The organism is Streptomyces sediminimaris, from assembly GCF_047049295.1.
Lineage (GTDB): Bacteria > Actinomycetota > Actinomycetes > Streptomycetales > Streptomycetaceae > Streptomyces > Streptomyces sediminimaris.
In genome coordinates this window covers 958104-977672 of the sequence record NZ_JBJWOT010000001.1, presented here as the reverse complement: position 1 = coordinate 977672, position 19569 = coordinate 958104, and the positions used below count along the sequence as shown (strand labels likewise).

General features: G+C 73.7%; 19 protein-coding genes. 10 read left to right on the top strand and 9 right to left on the bottom strand.

Translation table 11 applies throughout. The annotated features are described in order from the left end of the window. Window positions 1–8: 8 nt before the first annotated feature. Window positions 9–713 carry an MBL fold metallo-hydrolase gene (locus ACJ9NR_RS04530; RefSeq protein ID WP_412489641.1) on the bottom strand — a complete coding sequence of 235 codons (705 nt, stop codon included), beginning with the start codon at window positions 711–713 and terminating at the stop codon, window positions 9–11. Between the two features lie 61 nt (window positions 714–774). Further along, the gene (locus ACJ9NR_RS04525; RefSeq protein WP_412489642.1) at window positions 775–2130 is read right to left on the bottom strand and encodes a dipeptidase; all 1356 of its coding nucleotides are present in this window, start codon (window positions 2128–2130) and stop codon (window positions 775–777) included. 130 nt (window positions 2131–2260) lie between these two features. On the opposite strand from ACJ9NR_RS04525, the gene ACJ9NR_RS04520 reads away from it, so the two are divergent. Beyond that, entirely contained in the window at window positions 2261–3559 is a 1299-nt protein-coding gene (locus ACJ9NR_RS04520; protein WP_412489643.1) for a geranylgeranyl reductase family protein, read from the top strand. On the opposite strand, the gene ACJ9NR_RS04515 is transcribed toward ACJ9NR_RS04520, so the two are convergent. Beyond that, window positions 3549–3998 (bottom strand): nitroreductase family deazaflavin-dependent oxidoreductase, encoded by a 450-nt coding sequence (locus tag ACJ9NR_RS04515; protein WP_412489644.1) that lies wholly within the window; start codon window positions 3996–3998, stop codon window positions 3549–3551. The genes ACJ9NR_RS04520 and ACJ9NR_RS04515 overlap by 11 nt on opposite strands. A 184-nt stretch (window positions 3999–4182) precedes the next feature. Between ACJ9NR_RS04515 and ACJ9NR_RS04510 the strand changes: the two genes are divergently transcribed. From ACJ9NR_RS04510 to ACJ9NR_RS04500, 3 genes are all read left to right on the top strand, one after another. Beyond that, window positions 4183–4869: a TetR/AcrR family transcriptional regulator gene (locus ACJ9NR_RS04510; RefSeq protein WP_412489645.1), complete on the top strand. Its 687-nt coding sequence runs from the start codon at window positions 4183–4185 to the stop codon at window positions 4867–4869. A 93-nt stretch (window positions 4870–4962) separates the two neighbouring features. Then, the gene (locus tag ACJ9NR_RS04505; protein WP_412489646.1) at window positions 4963–6198 is read left to right on the top strand and encodes a sensor histidine kinase; all 1236 of its coding nucleotides are present in this window, start codon (window positions 4963–4965) and stop codon (window positions 6196–6198) included. Continuing rightward, on the top strand, window positions 6195–6860 hold the full coding sequence (locus tag ACJ9NR_RS04500; protein WP_412489647.1) for a response regulator transcription factor: 666 nt from the start codon (window positions 6195–6197) through the stop codon (window positions 6858–6860). The genes ACJ9NR_RS04505 and ACJ9NR_RS04500 overlap by 4 nt, the downstream gene beginning before the upstream one ends. On the opposite strand, the gene ACJ9NR_RS04495 is transcribed toward ACJ9NR_RS04500, so the two are convergent. Both ACJ9NR_RS04495 and ACJ9NR_RS04490 read right to left on the bottom strand, forming a co-directional pair. Then, complete coding sequence (locus ACJ9NR_RS04495; RefSeq protein WP_412489648.1) at window positions 6821–7105, bottom strand: DUF6332 family protein; 285 nt, start codon at window positions 7103–7105, stop codon at window positions 6821–6823. The genes ACJ9NR_RS04500 and ACJ9NR_RS04495 overlap by 40 nt on opposite strands. A 92-nt stretch (window positions 7106–7197) precedes the next feature. Then, the gene (locus ACJ9NR_RS04490) at window positions 7198–8682 is read right to left on the bottom strand and encodes an MFS transporter (protein ID WP_412489649.1); all 1485 of its coding nucleotides are present in this window, start codon (window positions 8680–8682) and stop codon (window positions 7198–7200) included. Between the two features lie 85 nt (window positions 8683–8767). Between ACJ9NR_RS04490 and ACJ9NR_RS04485 the strand changes: the two genes are divergently transcribed. Continuing rightward, the gene (locus ACJ9NR_RS04485) at window positions 8768–9160 is read left to right on the top strand and encodes a MarR family winged helix-turn-helix transcriptional regulator (RefSeq protein WP_412489650.1); all 393 of its coding nucleotides are present in this window, start codon (window positions 8768–8770) and stop codon (window positions 9158–9160) included. Window positions 9161–9186: 26 nt separating this feature from the next. Here the strand turns inward: ACJ9NR_RS04485 and ACJ9NR_RS04480 are convergent, their stop codons facing one another. The 3 genes from ACJ9NR_RS04480 to ACJ9NR_RS04470 form a co-directional block, all read right to left on the bottom strand. Then, on the bottom strand, window positions 9187–9921 hold the full coding sequence (locus ACJ9NR_RS04480) for a maleylpyruvate isomerase family mycothiol-dependent enzyme (protein ID WP_412489651.1): 735 nt from the start codon (window positions 9919–9921) through the stop codon (window positions 9187–9189). A gap of 164 nt (window positions 9922–10085) precedes the next feature. After that, on the bottom strand, window positions 10086–11450 hold the full coding sequence (locus ACJ9NR_RS04475; RefSeq protein ID WP_412489652.1) for a helix-turn-helix domain-containing protein: 1365 nt from the start codon (window positions 11448–11450) through the stop codon (window positions 10086–10088). Window positions 11451–11824: 374 nt separating this feature from the next. Beyond that, window positions 11825–12589 (bottom strand): GntR family transcriptional regulator, encoded by a 765-nt coding sequence (locus ACJ9NR_RS04470; protein ID WP_412489653.1) that lies wholly within the window; start codon window positions 12587–12589, stop codon window positions 11825–11827. A gap of 316 nt (window positions 12590–12905) precedes the next feature. On the opposite strand from ACJ9NR_RS04470, the gene ACJ9NR_RS04465 reads away from it, so the two are divergent. The 5 genes from ACJ9NR_RS04465 to ACJ9NR_RS04445 are packed head-to-tail and all read left to right on the top strand — an operon-like array spanning window position 12906 to window position 18238. Beyond that, window positions 12906–13937 carry a phytanoyl-CoA dioxygenase family protein gene (locus tag ACJ9NR_RS04465; RefSeq protein ID WP_412489654.1) on the top strand — a complete coding sequence of 344 codons (1032 nt, stop codon included), beginning with the start codon at window positions 12906–12908 and terminating at the stop codon, window positions 13935–13937. After that, complete coding sequence (locus tag ACJ9NR_RS04460) at window positions 13934–15265, top strand: DUF6271 family protein (RefSeq protein ID WP_412489655.1); 1332 nt, start codon at window positions 13934–13936, stop codon at window positions 15263–15265. Before ACJ9NR_RS04465 ends, ACJ9NR_RS04460 begins: the two co-directional genes overlap by 4 nt. Then, window positions 15262–16455, top strand: coding sequence for a type III PLP-dependent enzyme domain-containing protein (locus tag ACJ9NR_RS04455; protein WP_412489656.1), 1194 nt, complete (start codon window positions 15262–15264; stop codon window positions 16453–16455). Before ACJ9NR_RS04460 ends, ACJ9NR_RS04455 begins: the two co-directional genes overlap by 4 nt. Beyond that, window positions 16452–17066: a GNAT family N-acetyltransferase gene (locus ACJ9NR_RS04450; protein ID WP_412489657.1), complete on the top strand. Its 615-nt coding sequence runs from the start codon at window positions 16452–16454 to the stop codon at window positions 17064–17066. The genes ACJ9NR_RS04455 and ACJ9NR_RS04450 overlap by 4 nt, the downstream gene beginning before the upstream one ends. Then, the gene (locus tag ACJ9NR_RS04445) at window positions 17021–18238 is read left to right on the top strand and encodes an MFS transporter (RefSeq protein WP_412489658.1); all 1218 of its coding nucleotides are present in this window, start codon (window positions 17021–17023) and stop codon (window positions 18236–18238) included. Before ACJ9NR_RS04450 ends, ACJ9NR_RS04445 begins: the two co-directional genes overlap by 46 nt. 18 nt (window positions 18239–18256) lie before the next feature. On the opposite strand, the gene ACJ9NR_RS04440 is transcribed toward ACJ9NR_RS04445, so the two are convergent. Then, window positions 18257–19429, bottom strand: coding sequence for an MFS transporter (locus tag ACJ9NR_RS04440; protein WP_412489659.1), 1173 nt, complete (start codon window positions 19427–19429; stop codon window positions 18257–18259). Window positions 19430–19569 lie beyond the last annotated feature (140 nt).

Below are 19569 nucleotides of genomic sequence, written 5' to 3'. Positions count from 1 at the left end.
CTCCATGCTCAGGGCGGAAGCGGGTGCGTGTCTGCCGATCGGCGAAGTGCGGCGTCCGCGTCCCCGACCACCGGGTCGCCGTGCCCGAAGCAGGCGATGTCCGTGCGCAGCGCCGCGAGCAGGTGGAAGGAGGCGAGGCGCCGCTCCCGGTCGACGTTGAACACGCCCGGCAGCACACGGCCGTCGACCGGCGACGCCGCCACCGTGTCACCCGTGAACAGCACGCCGTGACGAGGGAGGTGCACCGCGATGCTGCCGGGGGCGTGACCGGGGGTGTGGATCACCCGTGCTCCCTCGCCGAGTCCGAGGACGTCGCCGCCGGCGAGTGCGGTGACCCGCGACGGCCGTACGAGGCCGCCCGCGGGGAGCCGCCGGACGGCCTCGGCGTGGACGGGGCGCTCCCAGTCCTCGAACACCGGGGGCGGGCCCGGGACTTCGCCCGTCACCGCGGGGGCGTCCAGGTGATGGGCCAGCACCTCGGCGCCGGTCAGGGCGGCGAGCTCGCCCGCCCCGCCCGCGTGGTCCTCGTGGAAATGGGTGAGCACGATGCGGCGGACGGTCCCCAGCCGTGCCGCCACGGCGGCGACGGGGGCTCCCGAGCCCTTGGGGCCCGCGTCGATCAGCGTCAGTTCCTCGCCGTCGCGCCACACGTACGCCTGGCCGACGTCGAAGCGCAGGAGGTGCAGACGGGGGTGCAGTTCCACGATGTCCATGGCAGCGACCGTAGAAGGGCCCCCGTCCCGGGACGAGGGCCCTTCGCCGACGGCAGAGCCGTCAGCTCGCGGCGTAGTTCTGCAGGAAGAGCGCCTCCGCCACCGACAGCCGCTCCAGCTCCTCGGGTGAGACGCTCTCGTTCACCGCGTGGATCTGCGCCTCCGGCTCGCTCAGGCCGATGAGCAGGATCTCCGCGCGCGGGTAGAGCGCGGCGAGGGTATTGCACAGCGGGATGGAGCCGCCCTGGCCGGCGTACTGCATCTCCTGGCCCGGGTAGGCGACCGCCATCGCCTCGGCCATCGCCGTGTAGGCCGGGCTGGTGGTGTCGGCGCTGAACGCCTGGCCCTGGCCGGTCTGCTCGGTGCGGACCCGGGCGCCCCACGGCGTGTGCGCCTCCAGGTGGGCCTGGAGCAGCTTGGTCGCCTCGATCGCGTCGACGCCCGGCGGGACGCGCAGGCTGACCAGCGCGCGGGCGCTCGCCTGCACGGACGGGGTGGCGCCGACGACGGGCGGGCAGTCGATGCCGAGGACGGTGACGGCCGGACGCGCCCAGATGCGGTCGGCGACGGTGCCCGAGCCGATCAGCCGGACGCCTTCGAGGACCTTGGCGTCCTGGCGGAACTGCTCCTCGTCGTACTGCAGGCCCTCCCAGCCGGTCTCCGGGGCCAGCCCGTCGACGGTCGTCGAGCCGTCCTCGGCGCGCAGTGAGTCCAGGACGCGGATCAGCGCGCCCAGCGCGTCGGGGGCGGCGCCGCCGAACTGGCCCGAGTGCAGGTTGCCTTCGAGGGTGTCGACCTGGACGCGGACCAGGGTCATGCCGCGCAGGGTGGTGGTCACCGTCGGCAGGCCGGCGCGGAAGTTGCCCGCGTCGCCGATGACGACGGTGTCGGCGGTGAGCAGGTCCGGGTGCTCCTCGGCGTAGCGCTCCAGGCCGCCCGTGCCCATCTCCTCCGAGCCCTCGGCGATGACCTTGACGTGCACCGGCACGCCGCCGTTGGCCTTCAGGGCGCGCAGCGCCAGCAGGTGCATGATGACGCCGCCCTTGCAGTCGGCGGCGCCGCGCCCGTACCAGCGGCCGTCCCGCTCGGTCAGCTCGAACGGCGGTGTCGTCCAGGCGGCCTCGTCGAGCGGCGGCTGGACGTCGTAGTGGGCGTAGAGCAGAACGGTCCTGGCGCCCTCGGGGCCGGGCAGGTAGCCGTAGACGGACTGCGTGCCGTCGGGGGTGTCGAGCAGCGCGACGTCCTGGAACCCCTCGGCGGTCAGCGCGTCGGCGACCCACCGCGCGGCGCCCTCGCTCTCGCTCCGGGGGAACTGGTCGAAGTCCGCCACCGACTTGAAGGCCACCAGTTCGGCGAGCTCCGCCCGCGCTCTCGGCATCAGAGAGGCGACGGTCCCGGCGACCGGGTTCGACGACATGGGCACGCTCCTTGTGGGTGCGACGTTGAACGTGGATATCCGGATCCTCCCACAGTGGCCTGCGGCGACGTCCGCCGTAGGATGCCTGGGACAGGTGTGGCAGCGGCGTGATCGGGAGCGGCAGACCATCGTGAGCAGCGAGAACTCTTCGGCGGACGACGTGCAGCGGGTGTGGGACGTCGTCGTGGTGGGCGCGGGACCCGCGGGGGCCTCGGCCGCCTACGCGGCGGCGGTCGCGGGACGCAGGGTCCTGCTGCTGGAGAAGGCGGAGCTGCCGCGGTACAAGACGTGCGGTGGCGGGATCATCGGCCCCTCCCGGGACGCGCTGCCGCCCGGCTTCGACCTGCCGCTGCGCGACCGGGTGCACGCGGTGACCTTCTCCAGCAACGGCCGCTTCACCCGCACCCGGCGCTCCCGGCAGACCCTGTTCGGGCTGATCAACCGGCCCGAGTTCGACCAGCAGCTGGTCGAGCACGCGCAGAAGGCGGGCGCCGAGCTGCGCACGGGGGTCGGCGTGCAGCGCGTCGAGCAGCACGGCTCGGCGGTGCCGGACCGGCGCACGGTCGCGGTCGTCACGCAGGGCGGCGAGACGCTGCTGGCCCGTGCGGTCGTGGGCGCCGACGGCAGCGCCGGCCGCATAGGAGCGCACGTCGGGGTCAAGCTCGATCAGGTGGATCTCGGCCTGGAGGCGGAGATCCCGGTGCCGGACACCGTCGCCGAGGACTGGCGGGGCCGGGTGCTCATCGACTGGGGGCCGATGCCCGGCAGCTACGGCTGGGTGTTCCCCAAGGGCGACACACTGACCGTCGGCGTCATCTCGGCGCGCGGGGAGGGCGCGGCCACCAAGCGGTATCTGGAGGAGTTCATCGGCCGGCTCGGCCTCGCCGGCTTCGAACCGAGCATCTCCTCCGGCCACCTGACCCGCTGCCGCGCCGACGACTCGCCGCTCTCCCGCGGGCGGGTGCTGGTGTGCGGGGACGCGGCGGGGCTGCTGGAGCCGTGGACCCGCGAGGGCATCTCCTTCGCGCTGCGCTCCGGGCGGCTCGCGGGGGAGTGGGCCGTGCGGATCGCCGAGGCGCACGACGCCGTGGACGCCCGGCGCCAGGCGCTGAACTACGCCTTCGCGGTCAAGGCGGGACTCGGCGTGGAGATGAGCATCGGCAGGCGCATGCTGGCGGTGTTCGAGCGCCGTCCCGGGCTCTTCCACGCGGCGCTGACGGGGTTCCGGCCCGCGTGGAACGCGTTCAGGGACATCACCCGGGGCTCGACCAGCCTCGCCGAGATCGTGCGCACCCACCCGATGGCCCAGCGCGCCCTGACCGTGCTGGACCGGCGGCAGGACGGCGACCGGTCCACCGTGAGCGGCGAGTCTCCGGCCGGCGGGTCTCCGGTCGGCGGGTCCGCGGCGGGCGGCGACGTCACTTCGTGACGGTGACGCGGAAGACGGGGTGGTCGGGGGCGATGCGGCGCAGGTCGGCGTCGGGGGAGTCGGGTCCGACGCCGTTGAAGAAGACGCCGACCTCGGCCTTCCAACGCTTGAGGTAGGCCCGCAGCAGCGGCACCTTGTCGTCGTCGGGGACCTCGGTGGCGGTGAAGACCTCGACGGTCCTGCCGAGGCGCAGCTCGCCGCCGCCCGCCGCCCGCATGTTGTGCGTCCACTGCACGTGACCGCGCGGGGCGAGCAGGTACTGCCGCCCGTCCACCGTCAGCAGGTTCACGGGAGTGGTCCGCCACTCGCCGCTCTTGCGCCCGCGGACCGCCAGGACCCGGGAGCCCCAGACGCTGATGCCGCGGCGGGTCATCCAGGCGACGGCGCGGTTGAAGACGTTGACGGTGAACCAGCCGGGCTTCTGCACGTGCGTGGACATGGGGACCCCTGTCGTTGGGAGAGCGCTGCCCGTTTTTGTGAGCACTGCTCTCGCTTGGTGGAGAGTCTGCACCGGATCGCCGCCCGGCGCAAGAGCGGTGCTCTCTTTTCAGTGCGCCGATCTCTTTTCGGTTCCCTGCTCTCTTCTGTGTGCACCGCTCTCGTTTCATGGGAGACTGCCCTCCATGAGCACCGCACACAGCGCCCGCGCCCGCGCCCGGATCGAGGTCACCGCCGCCATCAAGGACGAGGCGCGCAGACGGCTCGCGTCCGAGGGTGCCGCGAAGCTCTCGCTGCGGGCCGTGGCGCGTGAGCTCGGGATGGTCTCCTCGGCGCTCTACCGCTACTTCCCCAGCCGTGACGACCTGCTGACCGCGCTCATCATCGATGCCTACGACTCCGTCGGGGAGGCGGCCGAGGCGGCCCTCGCCGCCGCGGGCGACGCCGGCCCCGTCGAGCGCTGGACCGCCATCTGCGCGGCCGTACGGGAGTGGGCCCTCGCGCACCCCCACGAGTACGCACTCATCTACGGATCGCCGGTCCCCGGTTACGTCGCGCCCGACACCACCGTCCGGGCCGCCTCCCGCGTCGCTCTCGTCCTGATCGGCATCGTCCGCGACGCCCACCAGGGCCCCGGCCTGACGCTGCCCCCGCTCCCCGCGGACCTGGAGGCCGAGGCGGACCGCATGGTCGCCGACTTCGCCTCCGACCTCCCGCCCGCCGTCGCACCGGCCCTCGTCGCTGCCTGGGCGCAGCTGTTCGGGCTGATCGGCTTCGAGGTGTTCGGCCAGTTCCACCGGGTCGTGGAGGAGCGGGAGGCGTTCTTCCGCCGTGCGGCCGGGCGGCTCGCGGGGGAGGTCGGGCTGACGTGAGCGCCGGTCGGGTGCCGTACTTCCCGGGGAGTACGCGTGATCACCCCGTCCGTGGGACGCCTCGCGGGCCCGGCCGCGTCTAGCGTGGCGGACATGGACGAGCAGGTTGCGCACGGCGGCGGGCCGCCCCGGTGGTGGCGGTACGGACCGCCGTGGAGGAACCGCTGGGGCGAGGAGCACCGCCCGCCCCGCTGGCCGTGGCGCTCCACCGTGCTGCTCACGGTCTTCGTGCTCGTCGGCTCCCACTGGGCGGCCCACCAGCAGGAGGGCCGGCGGGCCGCGCTGGACGCCTTCGCGCGCGTGCTGCTGCTGGCGGGCTCCGGGCTGCTGCTGTGGCGGCAGCGGTACCCGGTCCCCGTCGTGTTCGGCACCGCGGCGGCCGCGATGGTCTACCTGGGCGCCGGATATCCCTACGGGCCGGTCTTCCTCACCGTCGCGGTTGCCTGCTTCAGCGCCGTGGTCGCCGGACACCGGCGGGCCGCCTGGGGCGCCGTGGCCATGCTGTGGGCCGGGCACATGCTGGCGGCCCACTGGCTGTACCGCCGGCTGCCGCCCCCCGGGGACTCGGCACCCTCCTGGGGGCAGGAACTGTTCATCGCCGCCTGGGTGGTGGCGATCGTCGCGCTGGCGGAACTGACCCGGGCCCGGCGCGAGCAATGGAGCCGGGAACGCGCCGAGCGCGCCCAGGCGGCCCGGCGGCGCGCCGACGAGGAGCGGCTGCGGATCGCCCGCGAGCTGCACGACGTCCTCGCGCACAGCATCTCGGTGATCAACGTACAGGCGGGTGTCGGCCTCGCCCTGCTCGACACCGACCCCGAGCAGGCGCGCACCGCGCTCACCACCATCAAGGCGGCCAGCAAGGAGGCGCTCGGCGAGGTCCGTCAGGTCCTCGACACACTCCGCGCGCCGGGAGACCCGCCGCGCGCTCCGGCGCCCGGACTGGGCCGGCTGCCCGAACTCGTGGAGCAGGCGGCCGGCGCGGGTCTGACGGTGGAGGTCGAGGGGGAGCCGCCCCGGCTCGCGCCCGGCACCGACCTCGCCGCCTTCCGCATCGTGCAGGAGGCGCTGACCAACGTCGTGCGCCACTCCGGCTCGCGCCGGGCACGGGTGCGCCTGGGCCACGACGGGCAGACGCTGCGGCTGCGCGTCGACGACGACGGGCCCGCGACCGGTGCCGACGCGGGCGGCAGCGGCAACGGCCTGGCCGGAATGCGGGAGCGGGCCGCCGCGCTGGGTGGCACCATCGAGGCGGGCCCGCGCACGGACGGCGGGTTCCGGGTGCTCGCCGTTCTGCCGTTGCAGGTGAAGGCCAAGGAGGACGACCGGTGATCCGCGTACTGCTCGCCGACGACCAGTCGCTGGTGCGGGCCGGCTTCCGGGCGCTGCTGGACGCGCAGCCGGACATCGAGGTGGCCGGCGAGGCCGCCGACGGTGCGCAGGCGCTGAGCAAGGTGCGCGAACTGCGCCCGGACGTCGTCCTGATGGACATCCGCATGCCGGCGCTGGACGGGCTGGCGGCGACGCGCCGGATCACCGGCGAGGAGGAGCTGCGGAGCGTGAAGGTGGTCATGCTCACCACCTTCGAGCTCGACGAGTACGTCTTCGAGGCGATCCGCTCCGGTGCCTCCGGCTTCCTGGTCAAGGACACCGAGCCGGAGGAACTCCTGCGTGCGGTGCGGGCGGTGGTCGAGGGCGACGCGCTGCTCTCCCCCGGGGTGACCCGCCGCCTGATCGCCGAGTTCGCGGCCCGCTCCAAGGAACCCGCGGCCGCCGGCGTCCTCGGCGAACTCACCGAGCGGGAACGGGAGGTGATGGCGCTGGTCGGCATCGGCCTGTCCAACGAGGAGATCGCCCGGCGCCTGGTCGTCAGCCCTCTCACCGCGAAGACCCACGTCAGCCGTACGATGGTCAAGCTGGGCGCCCGCGACCGGGCCCAACTGGTCGTCCTCGCCTACGAGTCGGGGCTGGTCCGCCCCGGCTGGCTGGGCTGAGCGGGCCGCCGGTAACGGCGCAGAACGCTCACGACGCGGACCACGAACAGCACGGGCGCGAGCACCAGTCCGGTGTGCCGCAGCAGGTTCTCGACGAGGTGCGGCAGCCGGAAGAGGAGCGCGGGAGCGACGATCGCCCCGTAGACGACCAGGGCCGCGAACGCCGCGCTGCACAGCGCGTATCCCACCTCGACGGTGAACGCGTCCCGCTCGGCCTTGTTGCTGCGTCCCCCGCTGTCCGTCATGCCTTCCCCCGCTCTCCGTTCCCCCGTCATTTCACAGCGATACGCCCGGCGGGGCAACCAGCCCCGCCGGGCGCGCCGTCGGCGGACGCCCCTCAGTCGCGCACCCCCACGGGCTCCGCCTCCAGGGAGTCGGACCCGGCGACCACGATCGACCGCTGCGTACGGCGGGTCCGCAGGCCGGTGAGCGTGATCAGCAGCCCGGCGAGGGCGACACCGGTGACCACGATCAGCCCGGGACGGTAACTGTCCAGCACGGCCTGGGCACTCGCGTGCTCGGGGGCGTCGGCGGTCACCACCGCCGTCACGACGGCCAGGAAGATCGCGCCGCCCACCTGCACCGAGGTGTTGAGCAGACCGGAGACCATGCCCTGCTCGTGGTCCTCGACGCCGCTGGTGGCCTGGATGTTGAGCGAGGGGAAGACCAGCGCGCAGGCCGCGCCGATCAGCAGCATCGACGGCAGGACGACGGCGGCGTAGACCGGGTCGAGGTTCACCCGCAGGAACAGCGCGTAGCCGGCGACCATCAGCGCGAAACCCACGGCGATCAGCCGCTGCGTGCCGAACCGGTCGACGATCGAGCCGACCTTGGTCGAGGACACCGCCACCAGCGCGCCGGCCGGCAGGAAGGCGAGCGCGGTGTGCAGCGCCGACCAGCCCAGCAGCGACTGCATGTAGAGCGTGGTCAGGAACTGGAAGCCGACGTACGACCCGAAGAAGGCCAGCGCGCCGAGCTGGGCGCGGATCTGATTGCCGGAACGCAGCACGCCGAGCCGGATCAGCGGACCCGGCGAGCGGTGCTCCACCAGGACGAAGGCGGTCAGCAGCACCGCGACGGCCAGGAAGGACAGCAGGGTGCGGGCCGAGGCCCAGCCGGCCTGCGGGGCCTGGACGACGGTGAAGACCAGCAGCAGCATCGACGCGGTGCCGAGGACGGCGCCGGGGACGTCGTAGCCGTTGTGGTCCTTCTCGCGCTCGCTGCGCGGCAGCAGCCTCAGGCCCGCCAGCAGGGCGATCAGCGCGATGGGCGCGGGCAGCAGCATGGTCAGGCGCCAGCTGGCCTCGGTGAGCAGGCCGGAGAGGACCAGGCCCATCGAGAAGCCGGTGGCCGCGCAGGTGGTGTAGATGGAGAGGGCGCGATTGCGCAGCGGGCCCTCGGCGAAGGTCGTGGTGATGATGGACAGGCCCGCGGGCGCGGTGAAGGCTGCGCTCAGGCCCTTGACGAAACGGCTCGCGATCAGCAGCGGGCCGGAGTCGACCAGGCCGCCGAGCAGCGAGGCGAGCGCGAAGACGCCCAGCGCGACCAGGAAGACCCGGCGCCTGCCGAGCAGGTCGGCGGTGCGTCCCCCGAGCAGCAACAGGCCGCCGTAGCCCAGGATGTAGCCGCTGACGATCCATTGCAGCGCCGAGGTGGACAGGTCCAGGTCCGCGCCGATGGACGGCAGGGCGACGCCGACCATCGACACGTCGAGCGCGTCCAGGAACATCGCGGCGCAGAGCACCAGCAGGGTGCCCCACAGCCGTGGGGTCCAGCGGACCGCCGGGCCCGGGGCCGCGGAGGTGGTGAGCGGAGAGGTCATGGCGAAGAGACTACATGCGCATGCATGAAATGCAAGCGCATTTAATTCTGCTGCAATAATTTCGCCTCTCTGCTACGGTGCGTCCATGGCGGCGAAGAAGGCCGAGCGGGCCCTCGTGGACCAATGGCGGGACATCCTGGCGCTGCATGCGCGCACCCAGTGCGAACTGGACCGGGAACTGCACCGGCACGGCCTGTGCGGCAGTGACTTCGAGGTGCTGGACGTCCTGTCCGGGCAGTCGTGCGCCTACCGCGTGCAGGAGATCTCCGAGCGCGTCCATCTCAGCCAGAGCGCGCTGTCGCGGCTGGTCGCCAGACTGGAGAAGGACGGGCTCGTCGAGCGCACCATGTGCCCGGAGGACCGGCGCGGGGTCCGGGTGGCCCTGACCGGGAAGGGACGCGCGCTGCACCGCGAGGTGCTGCCGGTGCAGCGTGCGGTGCTGAGCCGGATGCTCGCGGACCCCGCCGGCCCCGAGTAGCCGGTCTCCCTCCGGCGGCCTCAGCTTCAGGTGACGGCGGACCGCTCGCGCCACAGGCCGGCGACCGCGGCGTCCCCGGTCACCCGCGGGAACGGCCGGCGGTTCCACAGTGCCAGGTACAACTCCGCCGCGGGACCGGCCACTTCGCAGTCCGTAGCGCCTTCCGCGCCCCGCGTCGCCGCCGGCGGCTCCTGGGACAGCCGTACGGTCCACACCGCGTCGTCCGTGTCCGTCGCCCGCACCCGCAGGCTCCGGGGCCCGTCGGTGCGGACCCTGCTCCTGGCGCGGGCGTGGAAGCCGAACAGCAGCTCTTCGATGCCGTCCGCCGCGAAGGCGGCGGGGATCGGGGACGGGGCCCCGCCCCGCGCCGACTCCGCGTCGAAGCGGTGCACCGCGGTCTCGTGCGCCTGCCGCCGCGCCCAGAAGGCCAGCGGCGAGGGCGCGGGCAGGAAGTGCCAGCACTCGAGGTCCGGCTCGGCGCGGGCGAGGGTGTCGACGAGATGCCGGTGCCCCTCGCGGAACCAGACCAGCAACTCCGGGCCGTCCAGGTCGGGCAGCCCGCCGTCCGGCCGGGGGGAGCTGTGCCCCTCGGCCACGAAGGCGGCCGCCCACCGGTGCACCGTCCCGGTGTGCCGCACCAGGTCGCGTACCTGCCAGCCCGGACACGTCGGAACCTTGGCGTCCGTCCCGGCCGCCTCGGCGGCCGCGGCCAGCAGTCGGCCCTCGCGGTCCAGGGTCTGCACGAACTCGGCTGTCTCCATGGGGTCGAGTCTGCCGGACGGAGTGCGGTCCGGGGAGGAGCGGGGTCCGTGCCGCCTCCCGGCCTCCGGTCCCCCGGGCACCGTGATCTCGCGGCCGCCGCGCGGCAGGGGCGCCCTCCCACGCGGCCGCTCCGGGGCCGACGGCGACGCCTTCCCGCCGGGCGTCAGCCGGGCCCGCGCCTTTGGTCGCGCACCCCGCCGGCCGTGCGCGCGCCGCCCGCCTGCCGGGGGAGCCAGACCTGGCCCGTCGCCGTGCCGGTCCGGCAGGAGCCGGTCGGGCAGTACGCGACGTACTGACGCACCGCCTCGTGGACGCGGTAGCGGGCCCGGCCGTCTTCGGTGGCTGTGTCGGCGTGGATCATCTGGCGGTCCAGGAGCTCGTCGAGGAGATCCGCCGCGAGCCCTCGCGACGGCGTCACGTGGGTCGTCATCTCCTCGACGCCGAACGCGCCGCGCACCGTCCTGAGCCGCTGCAGGGCGGCCCGGGCCGGGGCCGGCAGCACGCCGAAGCAGGCCGCCACGCTGGCCTGCAGCGACAGGTCCCCGATGTGCAGGAACCGGAGCCGGTCCTGCTCGGGCTCCAGGCGGTCCGCCAGATCGCGCAGTGAGCGGTGCGGTCGCGCCGAGAGCCAGAGCCCCGCGATGTGCAGGGCGAGCGGCAGCCGCGCGCAGGAGCGCACCACGCTCAGCGCGCAGTCCCGCTCCGCGCGGGTGCGCGCGGCTCCGAGCAGATCCTCCAGCACCTGGAAGGACTCCCACTCGCTCAGGGCGCCGATCCGCCGGCGCAACTGCCCTGTGAGCGCCGGGAGTTCCCGGCGGGCGGCCACCAGCACGGCGCTGCGGGCGCCGTCCACCAGCAGCGGCCGGACCTGTGCCTCACTGTCGACGTTGTCCAGCACGACCAGGACGCGCCGTCTGCTCAGCGCGTCCCGCAGCCGTGCGCCCGCCTCCTCCGGACGGTCCACGCCGGGCGCGGTCCCCAGGGAACGCAGCACGCGGCGGACGAGTTCGTCGGGGGTCAGCGGCGCGGCGGCGGAGCCGGGGTGGAGGTCGACGTGGACCTGCCCGTCCGGGAACCGTCCGCGCACGCCGTGCGCGGCCTCGAGGACCAGCGAGGTCTTTCCCGCGCCGGGCGGCCCGACGACGACCGCGGGCCTTCCGAGGCCGTCGGGCCGAGCGGCCGACAGGTGGGCGCGCAGGGAGCCGACGTGCGCCGCCCGGCCGGCGAGGCGCTGGCGGGGGGCCGCGGGGAGTTCGGCGGGCACGGGCCCGGGTGGTTCCCGGTGGCCGCCGGCGAGCGGGCGGCGCACCAGCCGGCCCACCTCGCCCGGCGGCAGCCCGAGGGCCCTGGCGATGAGCACCAGCGACTGCTTGCGGGGCCGCGAGGTGTGGCCGGTCTCCAGGTTGCGGATGGCCCGCACGCTGACGCCGGACCGTTCCGCGAGGTCCTCCTGGGTGAGGCAGGCCGCCTCGCGCGCGGTGATCACGGCCTCCGCGAGCGTCGCCGGCGACGTCGTCGTATCGGTCACGGCAGGCCTATCTCCGGGTCCGGGCCGGTGGCCCCTGCCCGGTCGGTCGTCCGGTCGGTCGTCCGCTCGGCAGTTCGGTCAACTGTCCTGTCGGCTGCTTTGTCGGCGTGGCCGCGGCGTGCGGGAACACCCTGTTGTGTCACGGCTTTTCCCAGGGTCGACGGTGCGGGCCGGGCCCGTGGGGCGCGGCGGTCATCGAGAGCAGAGGCGGGGACGGGACGTCCGGCGAGCCTGGGGGGAGGACTCACGTCGCCGGCCCCGGACCGCGGCACGGCCTGTCCGCGGTTCGGTCGCGCGATCGCCGGGCCGCGGTGACCGCGGCCGCCGTGAACGTGGGGGGCGCGAGGGGAGAACGGCCGTGGCCGGCCGGGGAGTCAGTCCGCCGTGGGCACCAAGGTCACCACGAACTTGTAGCGGGAGCCCCGGTACACGGAGCGGACCCACTCCACCGGCCTGCCCTGCGCGTCGAGCGAGTGGCGCGACAGCAGCATCACCGGCACGCCCACTTCCGTGGCGAGCAGCGCGGCCTGGTACGGGGTCGCGAGCGAGGTCTCGATGCCCTCCTCGGCCTCCGCGAGGCGCACGCCGTAGGCCTCGGCGAGCAGCGAGTACAGGGATCTGTGCCGGGCCAGCGACTCGCGCAGGCCGGGGAAGCGCCGTGCGGACAGGTGTGTCGTCTCGATCGCCATGGGTTCGCCGTTGGCCAGCCGCAGCCGCTCGATGCGCAGCACGCTCTCCCCGACATCGATGTCGAGCAGGCGCGAGAGCTTCCCGTCGGCCTCGACGTGGCCGACGTCCAGGACGCGCGAGGCCGGCTCGAGGCCCTGGGCCTGCATGTCCTCGGTGTGGGAGGTGAGCTGGAGCGTGCGGTAGAGCTTCGGCCGTGCAATGAACGTGCCCTTCCCCTGGATCCGGTCCAGCCGGCCCTCACCCACGAGCTCCTGCAGGGCCTGGCGGACGGTGGTGCGCGAGGTGTCGAGCAGGACGGCCAGCGACCGCTCGGCCGGCATCCGCGATCCGGGCGTCAGCGCCCGCGCGATGTCGAGGACCTGCTGCTTGACGCGGTAGTACTTCGGCACCCGCGCGAGGCCGCCGGGAAACCGGCTGCCGTACTGGGCGCTGCTGACGTCGGTGGTCATGACCTGCCTTCCGGGGCCGCCCGACACTGCTAAAAGTCTAGGCCAATCACCGTACAGGTCTACACCATTTGAAGGGGCTTGTGGAAGCGGTCTGCGGAAGCGGGCCGCGGAAGCCGCCTGTGCGGGCGGTGCGCCGGGCGGGTGTGCGGACGCCCTCGCCGCCGCGCTCAACGACCGGCAACTGACCGGCACTTGGCGGCAGCTTCGGCCGGTTCCGGTTGACATCGCGAATTGGTCCAGTCCAGTTTGAGGGAACCTCAGTTCGACCAAGGGCGACCTGGGGTTCCACTCGGCCACTCGAGCCTTGGAGTGACGCATGCCGACCCCTCCCCGCTACCTGTACCGGGCGCCGACCGAGCGCCCGTACTTCAGTGCCGACGGCGAGACCTACCTCGCGCAGACGCAACTGCGAGACATCGAGAAGTCACGACCGCTCCGGGTGCTGTCGGAGCAGGACTTCGCCTTCTGGAAGACCTACGGCTACGTCGTGGTGAGAAACGCCGTCTCACCGGGCGCGGCGAAGAGCCTGTACGAGTTCGCCTGGGAGTTCCAGGGACTCGACCCGGACCGGCCCGAGACCTGGTACCAGGAGCGCGAGTTCCGCTCCGACCTGGACCGCGACCTGCACGTGTACGGCTTCGTCGAGGCGTACCACCACCAGCTCATCTGGGACAACCGGCAGACCCGGCGGGTCCACGACGCCTTCGCCGACGTGTGGGACTGCGAGGAGCTGTGGGTCACGCTGGACCGGCTGAACCTCAACCCGCCCAACCGGGGCAGCCGTTCGCGCTCCCTCATCGAACCGACCGACGAGGGCTTCGACATCGAGCTGCACTGGGACGTCGACACCACACTGGGTGTGCTGCCGCAGCGGGTCCAGGGCATCCTGGCGCTCAACGACACCCGGCCGGAGCTCGGCGGGTTCCAGTGCGCGCCCGAACTGTTCCGGCAGTTCGAGGAGTGGCGGGTCGCCCAGCCGGCCGGCCGCGACCCCATCCGGCCGGCGATCGACCGCTCCGAGTTCCCGGTGGTGCGGCCCGACCTCCAGGCCGGGGACCTGCTCATCTTCAACGGGCTGCTGGCCCACGGCGTCGCGCCCAACGTCTCCGACAACGGTGTCCGCGCCGTGCAGTACCTGTCGATGATGCCGGCGCTGGAGGAGCACCGGGAACTGCGCCGCTCCCGCGTCGAGTCCTGGCGCACGCTCAGCACCCCGGACTGGAACGCGACGCTGCTCGGGGACGCCGAGCGGCCCGAGGCGCTGCGCTACGGCGCCGCCACGCTCAACGACCTCGGCGAGAGGCTTCTGGGGCTCACCTCCTGGAGCGGACAGGAGAGCACCACGTGAACCGAGAGACCGGCACCGACCGTATCTGCCTGGCCCTGCCCACCAACCGGGCCTGCTCCGCCGCCATCACGGGGATCGCGGAGGAGGCGGCCCACGCGGCCCGCGCCTTCCCGGTCGAGGTGCACCTGCTGATCCTCGACTCCTGCGACGAGAGCACCCGGGCCGAACACGCGCGCGTCGTGGGCGAGCTGCCCGTCACCCCGAACGTGACGGTGCACCACCTCGACGAGGCGCGGCAGCGCGACTTCCTGCGGCGTGCGATCGAGCGGTCCGGCCTCGCCGCGCAGGAGCGGATGCTCGAACTCATGCTGCCGTCCCGCCTCTCCTACGGGGCCTGCACCAACCGCGCTTTCCTGATCGCGAGCGCGCTCGGCTGCCGTTCCGTGCACCGCCGGGACTCGGACTGCACCTACCAGGTCCACGACGGCCGGCCGGTCTTCCCCATCCACCACGAGCTCGCCTCGCTGGGCAGGCCCGCCACCGAGGCGTCGGCCGTCGTGACGGAGACCGTCCTCGCCGCGGCCCACGCCCACCGGCCGGTGTCCATGGTCGGCTCCTCCTTCATCGGCGAACCGTCCGTGGACCTCGCCGAGATGGAGCGGCTCGACGCGGGCGTCCACCACGACGTCGTCAGCCTGTGGGGACCCGTGGACGGCTCGGAGGAGCAGAAGCGGCAGCTGGTCGAGGAGTCCTTCAAGGGCGCCGGCACGGCCCCCTTCACCGGCGACCACTCGACGCTCACCCTGGTCGACCCCATGCGGGTCGACATGAGCAACATCGGCTTCCACCACGAGGTCTACGAGCGGGTCCCGCTGCCACCGGCGACCGACACCATCGGCAGCGACTACTTCCTCATCCACCTGGTCCACGACGCCGCGCTGCCCGGCGTGCTCCACAACCGCAACATCGAGAACTTCTACACCCCCTTCCGCCGCACCGACGCCGGATTCCGGGCGTACCAGACGCGGTTCGTGAAGTTCCTGCTGTCCATGCTCTACCTCAACTTCGTCTACGACCGGATGGGTTCGGCCGGCTCCGCCCTGCTGGACGAGCGCGAGCACGTCCGCGGCGACACCGTCTCCGGCCTGCTGCGGCAGAGCGCGGATCTCGACCGGACGGAGAACACCTGGCGGCTGGACCGGGTGAGCACCGCCTACCGCAAACTCGGCGGCCGGTACGCGGAGTTCGCCGAGCTGATGGACGCGCGCCGCGGGCAGCTGCTCGACGAGGCCCAGCGGGACACCGAGGACTTCGCGCTGCTGATCGACGCCTGGCCCGCGCTGGTGCGCGCCGCACGGGACGCCGGCCTCGGGAGCGCGGACGGGTGAGCACGGACCTGGACACGCGGCTGGCCTCCGCCCTGGCCGCCGCGTCCGCGGACTGCGTCGTCTTCGACCTCGCGGGGATCGCGGGCCAGTACGACGCCCTGACACGTGAACTGCCCGGCGTCGCCGTCCGGTTCGCGATGAAGGCGTGCCCGGTCGACGAGGTGCTGAGCTGCCTCGCGGACCGGGGTGCCGGATGCGACGCGGCCAGCCCCGCCGAGATCGCCCAGGCGCTGCGGCTGGGCGTGCCCGCGGAGCGGATCCACTACGGCAACACCGTGAAGTCCGACGCGAGCATCGCCGAGGCCCACCGGCTCGGCGTGCGGACCTTCGCCACGGACAGCGTCCAGGACGTGGCGGCGATCGCCGCGCACGCGCCCGGCGCCCGCGTCTACTGCCGCCTCGCCACCAGCGGCGACGGGGCCCTGTGGGGGCTGAGCCGGAAGTTCGGCTGCTCGCGGGAGGACGCCGTCCGCGTGCTGACGGCGGCCCGGACCGCGGGCCTGACCCCGGCGGGACTGTCCGTGCACGTCGGCTCGCAGCAGATGACGTTCGAGGCATGGCGGCAGGCGGTCGACCTGCTGGCCGACGCACTGGTGGCGCTGCGCCGGCGGGGGATCGTCCTCGACCACGTCAACCTCGGCGGCGGCCTGCCCGCCCTGGGCTACCTCGACCGGCACGGCAGAAGGCTCGAGCCCCCGCTGGACAAGATGTTCGCCGTCCTGCGCGAGGGCATGGAACACCTGCGGGACCTCAACGGCGCGCCGCTGGACTTCGTCATGGAGCCCGGACGCCACCTGGTGGCCGACCACGGCGCCGTCCGCGCGCACGTCTACCGGCTGACCGAGCGGCGGCAGCCCGACGGCGAGCGCGCGCACTGGCTCTATCTGAGCTGCGGCAAGTTCAACGGCCTGTACGAGATGGACCAGCTCTGCCACCGGCTCGTCTTCCCCGGTCACGCGGAGGGGGAGTACGTGACGGCCGTCGTCGCGGGTCCGACCTGCGACAGCGACGACGCCTACGGCACCGCGCACCGGCTGGTGCCCAGGGCGCTGGCATCGGGCGACCCGGTCTGGATCCTGTCCGCCGGCGCCTACGCCACCAGCTACATGACCCAGGGCTTCAACGGCTTCGGCCCGCTGCCGCACACGTCCACCCACGACGGAGGCGGCCCCGCGGAGGCGGCGGCATGACGGAGACGGCAGCGGGTCGTGACACCCGCCCCGCGGCGCCCGGGGCCCGCATCCGGCCCGTGCGTGACGGCGACTGGCCGCGGATAGCCGCCCTGGAGGCCGACGCCTACGCGAGCTGCTCGCTGTCCGAAGGACAGGCGGCCCTGGAGGCCAAGGGGCGGGCCTCGCCCGGCACCTGCTTCGTGCTGGACCTCGACGGACGGGTCGCGGGATACCTGCTCGCCCTGCCCTACCCGAGGTTCCGCTACCCCGACCTGGCCCAGGAGGAGGAGCCCGTGCGCCGGGCGCGCAACCTCCATCTGCACGACGTGGTCGTCGCCGGGGACCAGCGGGGCAGGGGATGGGGCGGCAGGCTGCTGGCCCGGCTGACGGCCGCCGCGCGACCGGCGTACGACCACATCTCCCTGATAGCCGTCGGCGGCATGGCGTCCTTCTGGGCGGCGCGCGGCTACCGGGCCCATCCGGAGATCCCCCTTCCGCAGAGTTACGGCGACGACGCCGTCTACATGTCCCTCACGGTGCCCGGCAGCGGCACCGGCGTTCAGAAGGAGGTGGCCCGGTTCCCATGCCCCGTGTCCTCGACGAGTTCCGGCGTACCCAGCTGGCGATAGCGGCGCTGTTCTGCTTTCTCGGGTTCCAGTACGCCTCCTGGGCCTCCCGGCTCCCCGCCCTCAAGTCCCGGCTCGACCTGAACACGGGGGAGGTGGGCCTGCTGCTCATGGTCACCGGAGCGGGAGCGGCCGCCTCCTTCCCCCTGGTCGCGTACCTCATGAGGCGCCTGGGCGCGAGACGCCTCGCGCTCCTGTCCGGGCTCTGCCTGATCGCGATCCTGCTCGCGCTGTCCGCGGCCCCCGACTACCCGGTGGCGCTGGTGATCCTGTGCGCCGACGGCGTGGCGGTCGGCTGCCTGAACGTGGCCATGAACGCACAGGGCGCCGCCCTCGAGGCGGCCCACGGCCGTACCGCCATGACCCAGCTGCACGCCACCTTCAGCGGCGGGGCGTTCCTCGCCGCCCTGGTGTCGTCCGGCATGAACACCCTGACCTCGGGCCTCGCGCCGCACTTCGCCGTCGCGTCGGTGGTGCTCCTGCTGCTCCTGGCCTGCGCGCGGCCCCGGCTGCTGCCCGACGGCGCCGAGGACCGGCAGCCCGCCGGGCAGGCGGACGAGCGCAAGGGCGCCAAACGGCGTCGCAGGCCGGCCATGCCGTCGCGGGTCATGCTCTGGCTCGGCGTCGCGATGGCGTTCGGCGAGGTGGTCGAAGGCTCCATGAACGACTGGTCGGCGCTGTACCTGAAGGATGTCGCCGACGCCTCGTCGCAGGTCGCACCGCTGGGCATCGCGGTCATCTCGGCCACGATGGTCGTCGCGCGCCTCGTCGGCGACAGCTGGCGCAGCCGCTGGGGCGACGCCCGGGTGGTCCGGATCGGCAGCGCGGTCGCGGGCACGGGACTGGCGCTCGCGCTGCTGGCCGGGGGCGTGGTGCCCGCGCTCATCGGGTTCGCGTGCGTGGGGCTCGGCGTCTCGGCCGTGGCCCCGTGCCTCTACGTCGCGGCGGCGGCCGAAGGCCCGGAGGCGCTGTCCCTGGTCGCCTCGATGGGCACCACCGGCCTGCTGGCCGGCCCCGCGCTCATCGGTCTCGTGGCGAGCGCCGGCGGCCTGGCGTGGGGCATGGGCGTCGTCGCGGCCTCGGCGGTCGTCGTCGCGCTGTGCACCACCCGCCTGCGGTGGAGGTCCGGCGCGGCGGAACCCGGGCTGCCGGCCGCGGAGCGGGGCGCCGTGTGAATCACCGCGGCCCGGGTGTCAGCGTGCCGCCGCGTTGCGTGTCAGTACCGCGATGACGGCGGCCGTGGCCGCCAGGACCGCCACGCTCGTGAGGGCGGCGGGCAGGGAGAACCAGTCCGCCATGAACCCGATCGCGGGCGGCCCCAGCAGCATGCCGCCGTAGCCGAGGGTGGAGGCGATCGCCACTCCGTCCGGGCCGGCCAGCGCGCCGGCCCGCTCGACGGCGACCGGGAAGAGGTTGGCGAGCCCGAGCCCCGTGACCACGAAGCCGGCGAACGCCGCCCACAGGGAGGGGGCGAGCGCGCCGAGCAGCATGCCGGAGGCCGCCGTCGCGCCCCCGAACGCCATGGTGCGGGTCCGCCCCAGCCGTTCCAGCAGCCGGGTGCCGGTCAGCCGGCCGACGGTCATGGCCAGCGCGAAGCAGGAGTAGCCGACCGCCGCGGCGCCCGCCGTGGCGCCGAGGTCCTGCTGGAGGTGGAGCGCGCTCCAGTCCGCCAGCGCTCCCTCGCCGTACGCCGTGCACAGGGCGACCAGGCCGAAAGTGATCACCAGGCCCCGGGTGCGGGCGTCGAGACGGCGGGGCGCGACGGGCTCGCCGGGCGAGCTCTCGGGCGGCTCGGGCGGCCGCAGCCGCAGCAGCGCCGGGCCGGCGACGGCGGTGACGAGCAGACCGATCACGGTCAGGCCGAGCAGGTGCCACGTGGGCGTCAGCGCCCCGGCGACGAGTCCGCCCAGGCCGGCGCCGGCCATGCCACCGAGGCTGAACGCGGCGTGGAAGCTGGGCATGATGGGCCGCCGCATCGCTCTGACCAGGTCGACCGCCGCGCTGTTGAACGCCACGTTGATCCCGCCGTACGCGCTGCCGAAGACCAGCAGCACCGCGCCGAGGGCCGGGGCGGAGTGCGTGAGCGGGGGCAGCGCGACGCTGAGGGAGAGCAGTACGGCGCAGATGACGGTGACCTGGTGGCTGCCGTAGCGGCGGCAGAGGCGCCCGGTGAGCGTCATGGTGAGGACGGCGCCCGCGGAGACGCCGAGCAGCGCGAGCCCGAGGGCGCTGGCGGACGCGCCGGTCTGGTGCTTGATGGCGGGGATACGGACGACCCACCCGGCGAAGACGAAGCCGTCGAGGGCGAAGAAGGTGGTGATGACGGCGCGCAGCCGGGTGAGGTCGCTGCGCTCGTGGCCCGGCACGACACTGTGCGTTCGGGATTTGTTTATTGGCGGCACAAAAGCAGGCTAGGTGCCGTACCGAGCCGCGGCAAGGCCGCGCGGCGGGCTTGTGTCCCGGCCGCGCCGGCCCGGCCTGTGCGCCCGGCGCCGGGTGCCGGGTG